This is a genomic window from Actinosynnema sp. NPDC059335, from assembly GCF_042752395.1.
GTDB lineage: Bacteria > Actinomycetota > Actinomycetes > Mycobacteriales > Pseudonocardiaceae > Actinosynnema.
Map to the genome: position 1 here is coordinate 39,008 of NZ_JBHYXZ010000051.1, position 13,910 is coordinate 52,917.

Consider the following 13,910-nt stretch of genomic DNA (forward strand, 5'->3'; position numbering starts at 1 on the left):
GGGCCGGTCAGTCAGCGGTGCGGCCGAGCTCGTCGTCGATGAAGGCGAACAGCTCGTCCGCGGACGCCTCCGTGAGCCGGTCCTCGGCGTCCGGCGCGTCGGGTGCGGCGGACGTCTCGGTCCAGCGGGCGAGCATCGTGCGCAACCGGTTCGCGACGTCGTCGGCGTCGCCGTCGCGCGGCACGGTCGCCAGCAACGCCTCCAGGCGGTCCAGCTCGGCGTGCAGGGGCGCCTCCGCGGACGCGACCAGGAGGCCGAGCAGGTGGTCGGTGAGCGCGCCCAGCGTCGGGTGGTCGAACACCACGGTCGCCGAGAGCTGCTCGCCCACCACCGCGCCGAGCCGGTTGCGCAGGTCCACGGCGGTCAGCGAGTCGAACCCGAGCGCCTGGAACGCGCGGTCCTCCTCGATGCCCGACGCGTCGTCGCGTTGCAGCACCGCGGCCACCTCGGCGCGGACCGCGGCCAGCACCGCGGGACGCCGCCCGGCGGCCGGGGTCGCGGCCAGCTCCGCCCGCAGCGCCGAGCGGTCGGGCTGCTCGGCGGCGGCCGGCGCGTCCTGGCGCGGCGGGGTCAGGACCGAGCCGTCGCGCACGGCGGCCAGCCGGAGCCCCGCGGCGGCCGCGGCGGCGGCCACCCCGACGTCCGCGCGTTCGGTGTCGAAGTCGACCAGCACGACCCGCTCGGGGTTCTGCCCCTGGGCGGCCTGCAGGAGGCTCCAGGCGAGCCGGGTGCCCTCGGTGGCCGAGTCGGACGGCCGCGCGGGTGCCGCCGAGGTGGTCGTGACGACCAGCTTCGCGTCGCCGTGCGCCCAGTCGCGGATCAGGTCCAGCGTCTCGCGGGTCCGGTCGTAGCGGCTGTCGACGCCCTCCTCGGCCGCGGGGGTGACGTGCACGGCCAGCGGCAGCAGGACGACGTCGAACTCCCGTCCGGCGAGCGCTTCCACCCGGTCGACCACCTCCGCGCCGGGCAGGTCGGCCACGCCGTGGCCCACGTCGAGCACGGCGACCCGCGGCTGCGCCGGCGCCTCGGGCACCTCGACCGGCTGCCAGGAGGCCCCGGTCCGGGCGGTGGCGGAGCTGTCGACCACCAGCGCGTACCGCTGCCGCTGGAACGCGTAGGTCGGCAGGTCCACCGCCCGCGCGCCGGTGCCGGCGAAGAACGCCCGCCAGTCCACCGCGACGCCCCGGGTGTGCAGGCCCGCGAGGCTCGCCACCAGGGTCTCCGGCTCCGGCCGGTCCCGGCGCACCGACGTGAACACGGCCCGGTCCCGGTTGTCGGGCAGCCCGTCCAGCACGGCGTCGGCCATCGCGGTGAGCACGCCGTCCGGGCCGACCTCCAGGAACGTGGCCACGCCCTGGGCGGCCAGCGTGGTGACGGCCTGCGCGAACCGGACCGTGCCGCGCAGCTGGCGGACCCAGTAGCCCGGCGTGGTCAGGTCCTCGGCGACCGCGCCGGTGACCGTGGAGACGATCGGGATGCGCGGCGCGCGGTAGTCGACGGTGGCCGCGACGTCCGCGAACTCGCCGAGCATGGGCTCCATCGCGGGCGAGTGGAACGCGTGGCTCACGGTGAGCCGGCGGGTGCGCCGCCCCTGGTTCTCCCACTGCTCGGCGGCCAGGAGCGTGGCCTTCTCGTCACCGGAGAGGACCACCGCGCGCGGTCCGTTGACCGCGGCGACGTCCACCACGCCGACGAACGGGTCCAGCTCGGCGCGGACCTCTTCCTCGGTGGCCTCCACCGCCACCATCACGCCCGTGCGCGGCAACGCCTGCATCAGCCGGCCGCGCGCGGCCACCAGCCGTGCCGCGTCGGAGAGCGAGAACACGCCCGCGACGTGGGCGGCGGCCAGCTCGCCGATCGAGTGCCCGGCCAGGAAGTCCGGTCGGACGCCCCAGGACTCCAGCAGCCGGAACAACGCCACCTCGACGGCGAACAGCGCCGGTTGCGTGTAGCCGGTCTCGTCCAGGTCCACCCCGTCCGCGATCACGTCGCGCAGCGGGCGGTCCAGCATCGGGTCCAGCTCGGCGCACACCGCGTCGAACGCCTCCGCGTACGCGGGGAACTCGTCCGCCAGGGCCAGGCCCATCCCGACCCGCTGCGCGCCCTGCCCGGTGAACAGGAAGCCGAGCCGGCCGCCCACCGCCGTGTGGCCGGCGCGCACCGGGTCGACCGCGGCCAGCCGGTCGGCGAAGTCCGCCGGGTCGGAGCCGACGAGCACGGTGTGCCGCTCCAGCGTGGTCCGCCGGGTGAGCAGGGTGTACGCCACGTCGACCGGCGCCACGTCCGGCCGGTCGGCCAGGAACGCGCCGATGGCGTCGGCCTGGGCCTTGAGGCCCGCCGGCGTCTTGGCCGACAGCAGCCACGGCACGACCGGCCGCGCCGCGGGCGCCTCCGGCGCGGCCTCGTCCGGCGCCTGCTCGATGATGACGTGCGCGTTGGTGCCGCTGATGCCGAACGACGACACCCCGGCCCGGCGCGGGCGACCCACCTCGGGCCACGGCGTGGACTCGGTCAGCAGCGACACCGCACCGGCGTCCCAGTAGACGTGCAACGACGGCTCGGTGACGTGGAGCGTCTTCGGCATCACCCCGTGGCGCATGGCCTGGACGGTCTTGATGATGCCCGCCACGCCGGCCGCCGCCTGGGTGTGCCCGATGTTGGACTTGAGGCTGCCCAGCCACAGCGGGCGCTCGCGGTCCTGGCCGTAGGTGGCCAGCAACGCCTGCGCCTCGATCGGGTCGCCGAGCGCCGTGCCCGTGCCGTGCGCCTCCACCACGTCGACGTCCGCGGGCGACAGCCCGGCCTTGCCGAGGGCCTGGCGGATCACGCGTTCCTGCGACGGGCCGTTCGGCGCGGTCAGCCCGTTCGACGCGCCGTCCTGGTTCACCGCGCTGCCCCGCACGATCGCGAGCACCGGGTGACCGTTGCGCCGCGCGTCCGACAACCGCTCCAGCACCAGCAGCCCGACGCCCTCCGACCAGCCCGTGCCGTCCGCGTCCGCCGAGAACGCCTTGCACCGACCGTCCGGCGACAACCCCCGCTGCCGCGAGAACTCGATGAACGGGTTGGGCGTGGACATGACCGTCACGCCGCCGGCCAGCGCCAGGTCGGCCTCGCCGGACCGCAGCGCCTGCCCGGCCAGGTGCACCGCGACCAGCGACGATGAGCACGCCGTGTCGATCGTCAGCGCGGGACCCTCCAGGCCGAACGTGTACGCCACCCGGCCCGACGCCACGCTGCCCGCGGTGCCGCTGGCCAGGTAGCCCTCCAGCTCGGCGGGCAGCTGGCCGGACTGCTCGGTGTAGTCGGTGTACATCACCCCGGCGAAGACCCCGGTGTTGCTGCCGCGCAACGACTTCGGGTCGATGCCCGCCCGCTCGAACGCCTCCCACGCCACCTCCAGCAGCAACCGCTGCTGCGGGTCGGTGGCCAGCGCCTCGCGCGGCGACATGCCGAAGAACTCGGGTTCGAAGTCGTAGGCGTCGTGCAGGAAGCCGCCGTTCTTGGTGTAGGTCTTGCCCGCCCGGTCCGGGTCCGGGTCGAACAGCGCCGCGATGTCCCAGCCGCGGTCCGTGGGGAACTCGCCGACCGCGTCCACCTCGTCGCGCACCAGCGCCCAGAGGTCTTCCGGCGACCGCACGCCGCCGGGGAACCGGCACGCCATGCCCACCACCGCGATCAGGTCCTCCTCGGTGGCGACGGCGGCGGTGGTCTGCTCGACCGCCGCCGAGCGCGGCGACACCTGGCGGGCCAGGTAGTCCGCCACGCCGGCGGGCGACGGGTAGTCGAAGACCAGCGTGCTGGGCAGGCGCAGCCCGGTCGCGCCGGTCAGGTGGTTGCGCAGCTCGACCGCCGTGAGCGAGTCGAAGCCCAGCTCCTTGAACGCGGCCGACATGTCCACGCCCGAGTCGTCGGCGTGGCCCAGGACCTGGGCGACCGCGGCGCGCACGAGGTCCTGCACGGCCGTCTCGCGCTCGACCGCGCCGAGGCCGGTCAGGCGGTCCGCCCACGGCGACCCGGTGTCGGCGGTCGCGTCGTCGGCGGCGGCGCGGCGGGTCGGCGCGGCGGTGACCAGCCCGCGCAGAACGGCGGGCAGGTGCTCGCCCTGCTCGCGCAGCGCGGCGTGGTCGAGCAGGGCGGCCGTCACCACGGGCTCGGCCGCGGCGGTCGCGGCGTCGAACAGGGCCAGGCCCTCCTCCGTCGGCAGCGGCCGGACGCCGTTGCGGGCCAGGCGTTGCCGGTCGGTGTCGCTCAACGTGCCGGTGATGCCGCTGTCCTGCTCCCACAGGCCCCACGCGATGGAGGTGGCGGCCTGCCCGTGCGCCCGGCGGTGCCGCGCCAGCGCGTCGAGGAACGCGTTGCCGGCGGCGTAGTTGCCCTGGCCGGGCGTGCCGAACGTGCCCGCGACCGACGAGTACAGGACGAACGCGGACAGCTCGCCGGCCAGCTCGTGCAGGTGCCAGGCGCCGTCGACCTTGGGGCCGAGCACGGCGTCCAGCCGGCGGCGGTCCAGCGAGGTGACGACGCCGTCGTCGACCACACCCGCGGTGTGCACGACCGCGCGCACCGGGTGCTCGGCCAGCAGGTCCGCCACCGCGGTGCGGTCCTCCACGGCCAGCGCCCGGACGGCGACCTCGGCCCCGGCCGCGGTCAGCTCGGCGACCAGCTCCGCCGCGCCGGGCGCGTCCGGCCCGCGCCTGCTGACCAGCAGCAGGCTGCGCGCGCCGTGCCCGGTCACGAGGTGCCGGGCGACCGAGGCGCCCAACGCGCCCGTGCCGCCGGTGATCAGCACGGTGCCCTCGGACCAGTCCACCGCGCCGTCGCCGGCCGGCGCGCGCACCAGGCGCGGCACCAGGACCGCGCCCTCGCGCAGCGCCACCTGCGGCTCGCCGCTGCCCAGCGCGCCGGGCAGCGCCGCCCACGAGTCGGCGTGGCCGTCGTGCTCGACCAGCACGAACCGGCCGGGGTGCTCGGACTGGGCGGACCGCACCAGGCCCCACACGGCCGCGTGGTGCACGGGGTCGCGGGTGACGACGACCAACTTCGCGTCGGTCAACCGGTCGTCGGCCAACCACACCCGGATCAGGTCGAGCGCGGCGCCGCTCGCGTGGCGCGCCGTCGTCGCGGGCGACCCGTCCGGGACGGGCAGCAGGGCCACGACGTGGTTCGGCACGTCGTCGCCGCCCGACGCCTGCGCCAGGTCGGGCACGTCGATGTAGGTGCGGTCCGGCCGCACCTCGGCGGGCAGCGCGAACACGTCCTCGAACCCGTCCGCGCCGACCACCGCCCACGGCGCCGGCTCGCCCGCCCGGCCGGCGGTCCAGTCCAGGCGCAGGAGCTTGCCCGGCTCGCGCAACGCCTCCCGCGACACCGGGCGCAGCACCAGCGACTGCGCGGCGAGCACCGGGGTGCCGTTGCCGTCGGTGGTCTCGACCGACACCACGGTGGTGTCCGCGTCGCGCCGGGTGACGCGGTGCCGCACGCGCAGGGTCCGCGCGCCCGCCGCCCGGACGCTCACGCCCGACCAGGCGAACGGCAGGAGCGTGCCCGAGCCGTCCTCGACGACGCCGGGGAGCAGGGGGTGCAGCGCCGCGTCCAGCAGGGCGGGGTGCAGCACGTAGTCGCCGGCCGCCGCGCGCTGCTCCTCCGGCAGCGCCACCTCGGCGAACAGCTCGCCGTCACCGCGCCACAACCGCGTGAGGCCCTGGAACGCGGGCCCGTAGCCGTAGCCGTGGCCGGTCAGGCGCGGGTAGACGTCGGTGAGGTCGACCTCGGTCGCGTCGGGCGGCCAGGCGCCCACGTCGGCCCCGCCCACGTCGTCCGCGGCCAGCACGCCGGCGGCGTGCTCGGTCCACTCCGCGCCGTCCTCGTCGCGCCGGGCGTAGACGCGCAGCGCCCGGTGGCCCGAACCGTCCGGCTCGTCCACCACGACCTGGACGTGCACGCCGCCGTGGTCGGGCAGCACCAGCGGCGCGGCCAGGGTCAGCTCCACCACCCGCCCGGCGCCGACCCGCTCGCCGGCGGACAGCGCCAGCTCCAGGTAGGCGGTGCCGGGCAGCACGACCGAGCCCTCGACGGCGTGGTCGGCGAGCCACCCGTGCGCGCCCAGGGCCAGCCGCCCGGTCAGCACCAGCCGGTCGCCGCCCGCGAGGTCCACCGCCGCGCCGAGCAGCGGGTGCCCGGCCGCGGCGAGCCCGGCCTCGGTGACGTCGCCGCCGGTCGGGGCGACGAGCCAGAACCGCTTGGGCTGGAAGGCGTACGTCGGCAGCTCGACCCGCCGCGCGCCCGTGCCCTCGTAGAGCCGGGTCCACCGCACGTCCACGCCGGTGACGAACGCGCGGGCCAGGGCCGAGAGCAGCGTTCCGGGCTCGTCCCGGTCGGCGCGCAGCAGCGGCACGGCGACGACGTCCTCGGCCACGATGGCGGGGACCATCGCCGACAGCACGCCGGCGGGTCCCAGCTCGACCAGCGCCGTGACGCCCTCGGCGACCAGGGTGCGCACCGCGTCCGCGAACCGGACGGCCTGGCGCGCCTGCCGCACCCAGTAGCCGGGCGTGGTCAGGTCGGCGTCGGCGAGCCGGCCGGTCACCGTGGACACGATCGGCACGCGCGGCGCGGCGTACACCACGCCCTCGGCCACCGCCGCGAACTCCTCCAGTATCGGCTCGATCAGCGGCGAGTGGAACGCGTGGCTGACCTCCAGCCGCTTGGTGCGCCGGCCGCGCGCGGCCAGGGTGGCGGCGACGGCCAGCGCGGCGTCGGTCTCCCCCGCGATCACGACGGCGGTGGGCCCGTTGACCCCGGCGATGTCCACACCGTCCACCAGTTCGGCGCGGACCTCCTCCTCGGTGGCCTCGACCGCCACCATCACGCCCGTGCGCGGCAACGCCTGCATCAGCCGGCCGCGTGCCGCGACCAGCCGTGCCGCGTCGACCAACGAGAACACGCCCGCGACGTGGGCGGCGGCCAGCTCGCCGATCGAGTGCCCGGCCAGGAAGTCGGGACGCACGCCCCAGGACTCCAGCAGCCGGAACAACGCCACCTCGACCGCGAACAACGCGGGCTGGGTGTAGCCGGTCTCGTCCAGGTCCACCCCGTCCGCGATCACCTCGCGCAACGGGCGGTCCAGCATCGGGTCCAGCTCCGCGCACACCGCGTCGAACGCCTCCGCGTACGCCGGGAAGGCGTCCGCCAGCGCCAGGCCCATCCCGACCCGCTGCGCGCCCTGCCCGGTGAACAGGAACGCCGCGCGGATGGAGCCCGCGACGCCGGTCACGGCGGTCGGGCCGCTCCGACCCTCGGCGACCGCGTCCAGCGCGGCCGCCAACGCCTCGTGGTCCTCGCCCCACACCACCGCGCGGTGCTCCAGCGCGCCGCGGGTGGACGCCAGCGACCAGCCGACGTCCAGCGGGTCCGGCGAGGTCTCCGCCAGGAACGCGCGCAGCCGGGCGGCCTGCGCGGCCACCGAGCCGGGGCCGCGACCGGAGATCACCCACGGCAGGGGCGTCGCCGGCGCGGCGGAGGGGGTGTCGTCGGCCGGGGCCGGGACCTCGGGGGCCTGTTCGAGGATGACGTGCGCGTTGGTGCCGCTGATGCCGAACGACGACACCCCGGCCCGGCGCGGACGGCCGACCTCCGGCCACGGCGCGGTCTCCGTCGCCAGCGCCACCGCGCCGCTCGTCCAGTCGACGTGCGGCGTCGGCTCGTCGGCGTGCAGCGTCCGGGGCACGGCGCCGTGCCGGATCGCCTCGACGGTCTTGATGATGCCCGCCACGCCGGCCGCCGCCTGGGTGTGCCCGATGTTGGACTTCAGGCTGCCCAACCGCAGCGGCTCGGCCCGGTCCTGGCCGTAGGTGGCCAGCAACGCCTGCGCCTCGATCGGGTCGCCCAGCGTGGTGCCGGTGCCGTGCGCCTCCACCACGTCCACATCGGACGGGGCGAGCCCCGCGTTCGCGAGCGCCTGGCGGATCACGCGTTCCTGCGACGGGCCGTTCGGTGCGGTCAGCCCGTTCGACGCGCCGTCCTGGTTCACCGCGCTGCCCCGGACCACCGCCAACACCGGGTGTCCGTTGCGCCGGGCGTCCGACAAGCGCTCCAGCACGAGCAGACCCACGCCCTCCGACCAGCCCGTGCCGTCCGCGTCCGCCGAGAACGCCTTGCACCGACCGTCCGGCGACAACCCCCGCTGCCGCGAGAACTCCACGAAGATGCCCGGCGTGGACATGACCGTGACGCCGCCGGCCAGCGCGATCGACGTCTCGCCCCGGTTGAGCGCCTGCGCGGCCAGGTGCACCGCGACCAACGACGACGAGCACGCCGTGTCGATCGTCAGCGCGGGACCCTCCAGGCCGAACGTGTACGCCACCCGGCCCGACGCCACGCTGACCTGGTTGCCCGTCAGCAGGAAGCCGTCGTAGCCGTTGGAGCCCTGGTGCAGGCGCGGGCCGTAGTCCTGGCTCATCGCGCCCACGAACACGCCGGCGTTGCTGCCGCGCAACGACTTCGGGTCGATGCCCGCCCGCTCGAACGCCTCCCACGCCACCTCCAGCAGCAACCGCTGCTGCGGGTCCATCGCGGTCGCCTCGCGCGGGCTGATGCCGAAGAACGCGGCGTCGAACTCGTCCGCGTCGTGCAGGAAGCCGCCGTAGCGGGCGTTGGTCGAGCCGGGCTTGTCCGGGTCCGGGTCGTACAGCGAGCCGGTGTCCCAGCCGCGGTTGACCGGGAAGCCGGAGATCGCGTCCACGCCGTCGCGGACCAGGTCCCACAGCTGTTCCGGCGACCGCACCCCGCCCGGGAACCGGCACGCCATGCCCACCACGGCGATCGGCTCGTCCGAGAGCGCCACCGGCCGGGTGGTCACCGGCGCGGCGGCGGTGGCGCCCGCCAGCTCGGCGTCGAGGTACTTCGCCAGCGCCTGCGGCGTCGGCTGGTCGAACGTCACCGCGGCGGGCAGCCTCAGCCCGGTGGCCACGGCCAGCCGGTTGCGGAACTCGACCGACGTGACGGAGTCCAGGCCCAGGTCCTTGAACGTGCGGGTGCCCTGCACCGCCGACGCGCCGTCGAAGCCGAGCACCGGCGCGACCTGCGTGCGGACCAGGTCCTCCAGCACCCGCAGCCGCTCCCGGTCCGGCTGACCCGCCAGCCGCGCCCGCAACGCGCTCGTCGCGTCGTCGGCGTCGGCCTCGGAGAGTTCCTCGACCGGACGCGCGCCGGGCGCGGTCTTCGGCGTGAAGTCGCCGCCCGCGAACCAGTGGTGGCGGCGCTGGAACGCGTAGGTGGGCAGGTCCACCACCCGCGCGTCCGCGCCGTCCAGCAGCGACGCCCAGTCCAGCGCGACGCCGTGCGCGTGCACCGCGCCCAGCGCCAGCAGCAGCCGACGCGGGCCGCCGTCGTCGCGCCGCAACGTGCCGAACGCCGCCGCGCCGTCGATCTGCTCGGCGTCGATGGTGTCGGAGATCGCGTGGGTGAGCACCGGGTGCGGGCTCACCTCGATGAACGTCCGGTGACCGCTCGCCAGCAGCCCGAGCACGGTCTCGTGGAACCGGACCTGGTGGCGCAGGTTGCGGAACCAGTAGTCGTGGTCCATCCCGGTGGTGTCGAGCAACCCGCCGGTCAGCGTCGAGTGGAACGGGATCTCCGACGCCTGCGGGGCGACGGCCGCCAGCACGTCCAGCAGCTCGGTCTTCAGGCTCTCCACGTCCGCGGAGTGGGACGCGTAGTCCACCGCGATGACCGAGGCGCGCACGTCCTGCGCCTGGTAGCCGGCCACGATCTCGGCCAGCGCCTGCGGGTCGCCCGCGATGATCGTGTTGGTCGGGCCGTTCACCGCGGCGACGCTGACCCGGCCGCCGTGCTCGGCGAGCCGTTCGGCCACCCGGGCGGCGGGCGCGGACACCGCGGCCATGCCGCCGGTGCCCGCCAGCGCCAGGATCGCCTTGCTGCGCAACGCGACCACGCGTGCCGCGTCGGCCAGCGACAGCGCGCCGGCGACGTGGGCCGCGGCGATCTCGCCCTGCGAGTGGCCGATGACCGCGTCCACCCGCAGGCCGTGGTGCTGCCACAGCCGGGCCAGCGACACCATGACCGCGAACAGCGCGGGCTGCACCACGTCCACCCGGTCCAGGCCGGGCGCGCCCTCGACACCGCGCAGCACGTCCAGCAGCGACCAGTCCGTGTGCTCGGCCAGCGCCTCGGCGCACGCCTCCAGGTGGCGGGCGAAGACCGGGGACGCGTCCAGCAGCTCCACCGCCATGCCCGCCCACTGCGAGCCCTGGCCGGGGAACACCAGCACGGTGCGGCCGGGGTCGCCGGCGGTGCCCTGCACGACGTTGGCCGACGCGCCGCCGCTCGCCAGCGCCTCGACGCCCGCGTCCAGCTCCTCGCGGGTGGCGCCGACGACGACCGCGCGGTGCTCGAACGCGGCGCGGGTGGTGGCCAGCGAGAGCGCCACGTCCACCGGCCGCTCGTCGGCGAGGCGGTCGCGCAGCGCCCGCGCCTGGCCCGCGAGCGCGGCCTGGCCGCGGCCGGACAGCAGCCACGGCACCACCCGGTCCGCCGCCGGGGCGGGCGGCTCGGTCCGCGGCCGCGGTCCTTCGGCGAGCACGACGTGCGCGTTCGTGCCGCCCATGCCCCACGCGCTGACGCCCGCGATCAGCGGCTCGTCCGGGCGCGGCCACGGCGACAGGTCGGTCTGCACGCGCAGGTTCAGCTCGTCGAGCGGGATGTCGGGGTGCGGCGTGGCGAAGTTCAGGCTCGCGGGCAGCAGCCGGTGCCGGATGCTCAGCGCCGCCTTGGCGAAGCCGACGATGCCCGCCGCGCCCTCCAGGTGGCCGACGTTGGTCTTGGCCGACCCGACCGGCAGCGGCTCGTCGCGGTGCGCGCCCACCGCCGCGCCCAGCGCGCGGGCCTCGATCGGGTCGCCGACCGGCGTGCCGGTGCCGTGCAGCTCCACGTACTGCGCCCGCGCCGGGTCCACGCCCGCGTCGGCGAACGCGGCGCGGATGACCTCGGTCTGCGCGCGTTCGCTGGGCACGGTGAGGCCGTCGGTCGCGCCGTCGCTGTTGACCGCGCTGCCGAGCACCACCGCGTAGATCCGGTCGTGGTCGGCGATCGCCCCGTCGAGCCCCGTTTGGGAGGCCACCCCCCCCCCCCCGCCGCGCCCCGATCCCGTGGGGCGGGCGGGGGCGGTGGAGAGGGGGCCCTCCGGCGACAGCGCGCCGAACCGCTCCAGGCTGACCGTGCCCTCGCCGAGCAGGTTGAGGTTCACGCCGCCGGCCAGGGCGAGGTCGGCCGAGCCGTCCCGCAGGCTCTGCGCCGCCAGGTGCACGGCGACCAACGACGACGACTGCGCGGCGTCCACCGTGAGGCTCGGCCCGTGCAGGTCGAAGGCGTAGGAGACGCGGTTGGCGATGATGCCGCGGTGGGTGCCGGTGACCGTGTGCTGCGTGACCGCGGTGTCGCCGTGCTGGTAGAGCAGGGAGGCGTAGTCGTCGCGGATGCTGCCGACGAACACCGCCGTGCGGCTGCCGCGCAGGTCGGCCGGCACGATCCGGGCGTCCTCGACCGCCTCCCACGCCAGCTCCAGCACCAGGCGCTGCTGCGGGTCCATCGCGCCGGCCTCGCGCGGCGAGATGCCGAAGAAGCCGGCGTCGAAATCCCCTACCGCGTCGAGGAAACCGCCCCGGTTGACGCCGCCGAGGCCCCATCGGCCCTCCGGGGCGTCGGTGATCGCGTCGCGCCCGTCGCGCAGCAGGTCCCAGAACGCGGTCGGCCCGTCCGCCTTCGGCAACCTCACCGCCATGCCGATGACGGCGACCGCGTCCTGATCACCGCCCGCCGGCGGCAGCCCCGAACCGGGGTTCTCCGACGAAGAATGGCTGACAGTGGGGTGATCCATGCGGCCGACCGCCTCTCGTGACCGACTTGCGCGAAGAAACTCCGGCACGTTCCCGGGTGCTCTTGCCCGCAAGCGTTGTCGCGCCCGGTAATCGCGCGTCCAACACAACGTCATGACGGGTGCGTTACCCGGCGATGGTGGGCGAGTAGGGGTCCGCGACTACGTTCGGAGCATCCGGCTTGCGCCGACGTCCTTTGCGGACAGTGGTGGGCGCTCCGCGGTTACCACACCGAGACGAGGGGACAGCACGAGGATGCCCGACAAGGTGCACGTCTTTCCCAAGGACACGGACCACGCGGACGCCGCGCAGGCCCCGCCGGGCCCCGTCGCCGCCGCGGACCTGCGCTCGGTCATGGGCCGCTTCGCCACCGGCGTGGTGGTCATCACCGTGGGCGACGAGCACGTCCACGGCATGACGGCCAACGCGTTCGGCTCGGTGTCGCTCGACCCGCCGCTCGTGCACTGCTGCATCGCGCACACCGCGGTCATGCACGAGGCGCTGGCCGGCTCCGGCCGGTTCGGGGTGTCCGTGATGAGCGCCGACCAGGAGTCGGTGGCCCGCTACTTCGCCGACCGGTCCCGGCCGCTGGGCGCGGCCCAGTTCGACGTCGTGGACTGGACCCCGGGCCGCCGCACCGGCGCGCCGCTGCTCACCGGAGCGCTGGCGTGGCTGGAGTGCGAGGTCGTGGACGTGCACGCGGCGGGCGACCACTCGCTGTTCCTCGGCCGCGTGCTGTCGTGCGAGCCGGGTGACGGCGACCGCGCCCTGCTGTTCTACCAAGGGTTGTTCCACCGCGTGGTGCCCGGGTGAGCGACCCCGGGTCGACCCGGGTCGACGCGTTCGCCGAGCTGCAGGGCGCGTTCATGTCGTACGTGCAGCGAATCGCCTACGCCACCATGACGACCGTCGACCGGCGCAACCGGCCGAGGGGCAGGGTGTTGCTGCCGGTCTGGCAGGTGCGCGGCGGGCGGCCGGTCGGGTGGATCGCGGCGAACCGGACGCCGGTGAAGGTGGCGCACCTGGCGCGCAACCCGCACGCCACCATTTCGTACTGGGACCGCTCGCAGGACGCGGTGTTCGCCGACTGCACGGCGCGGTGGGTCGAGGACCGGGAGACCCGCGCGGAGGTCTGGGACGTGTACCGGGCGGGCAGCCCGCCCGGTGTCGGCTACGACCCGATCCGCTTCTGGCCCGGAGGGCCGGCGGATCCGGGGTTCGCCGTGATCCGGCTCGACCCGTGGCGCGTGCAGGTGGTGGACGGGCGGGACCTCACCAGCCGGATCTGGACCGCGCCCGAGCCGGGCGACGCCGCCCCGTCGCCCTGAGCGCATCCGCCACGCCGTGCCCGGACCGCCGGATGCGCCGCCCTCTCCTGCCTTGGGGTACAGGGTGAGGGCGGCGCACGGCGCCTGCGGAGCGGCAGGCGGCCGGCGCGGGAGGCCGTCCGCGCTGGGGTGCGGAGGGCCTGCGGCGCCGGGTCTGTGGGGCGCGTCCCGTGGTCACCGGGCCACGGGCGGACGCCGGTCCGCGGTTGCCGCGACGCCACCGTCCGGCAGCGTCGTGGCGACCGCGGAAGAGGTGCGGGGCGTGGGCCCGGCTCGCTCCCGCCCGGTGTCGAAGCGCGGTGCCGCCGGACCTCCTCGCCTCACCGGGACGAGCACCGGGCGCGGCACCGCCCCGGCCTCGCCCGCCGCTGCCGCCCGGTGAGCACGCGGTCGACCGGCCGCCGAGCGGCCTGCCCGCCGCGATCGGCGGCAGCGGTCACGTGTCACGGACCTGGTCGGCGGCAGCGGTCCCGGATCCGGTCCGCAGTGGTCGCGGACCCGGTCCTCGGTGGTCGCGGACCGGTCGGCGGCAGCGGTCCCGAACCCGGTCCGCGATGGTCCCGGCCCTGGTCGGCGGCAGCGGTCCCGAACCCGGGGGCCCAGGGGGGCCGGCCCCGGGTGGCTGGTAAAAAAAAAACCGAACCCCCGCGACACCACCCTAAGCTCGAAGTCCGACGTGGGGGGGTTA

The 13,910-nt window shown here is 75.9% G+C and carries 3 protein-coding genes; 2 read left to right on the forward strand and 1 reads right to left on the reverse strand.

All coding sequences use genetic code 11. The annotated features are described in order from the left end of the window. Nucleotides 1-7 precede the first annotated feature (7 nt). Nucleotides 8-11,896: a type I polyketide synthase gene (locus ACFXGA_RS18100; protein ID WP_378089221.1), complete on the reverse strand. Its 11,889-nt coding sequence runs from the start codon at nucleotides 11,894-11,896 to the stop codon at nucleotides 8-10. A 265-nt stretch (nucleotides 11,897-12,161) separates the two neighbouring features. Here ACFXGA_RS18100 and ACFXGA_RS18105 point away from each other — a divergent pair, with 265 nt between their 5' ends. Then, nucleotides 12,162-12,707, forward strand: coding sequence for a flavin reductase family protein (locus ACFXGA_RS18105; RefSeq protein ID WP_378089223.1), 546 nt, complete (start codon nucleotides 12,162-12,164; stop codon nucleotides 12,705-12,707). After that, entirely contained in the window at nucleotides 12,704-13,222 is a 519-nt protein-coding gene (locus ACFXGA_RS18110; RefSeq protein ID WP_378089225.1) for a pyridoxamine 5'-phosphate oxidase family protein, read from the forward strand. The genes ACFXGA_RS18105 and ACFXGA_RS18110 overlap by 4 nt, the downstream gene beginning before the upstream one ends. Nucleotides 13,223-13,910 lie beyond the last annotated feature (688 nt).

Bases quoted from the DNA above. Each gene is read 5' to 3' on its own strand.
- ACFXGA_RS18100 (WP_378089221.1), bottom strand. From the start codon at position 11,896: ATGGATCACCCCACTGTCAGCCATTCTTCGTCGGAGAACCCCGGTTCG.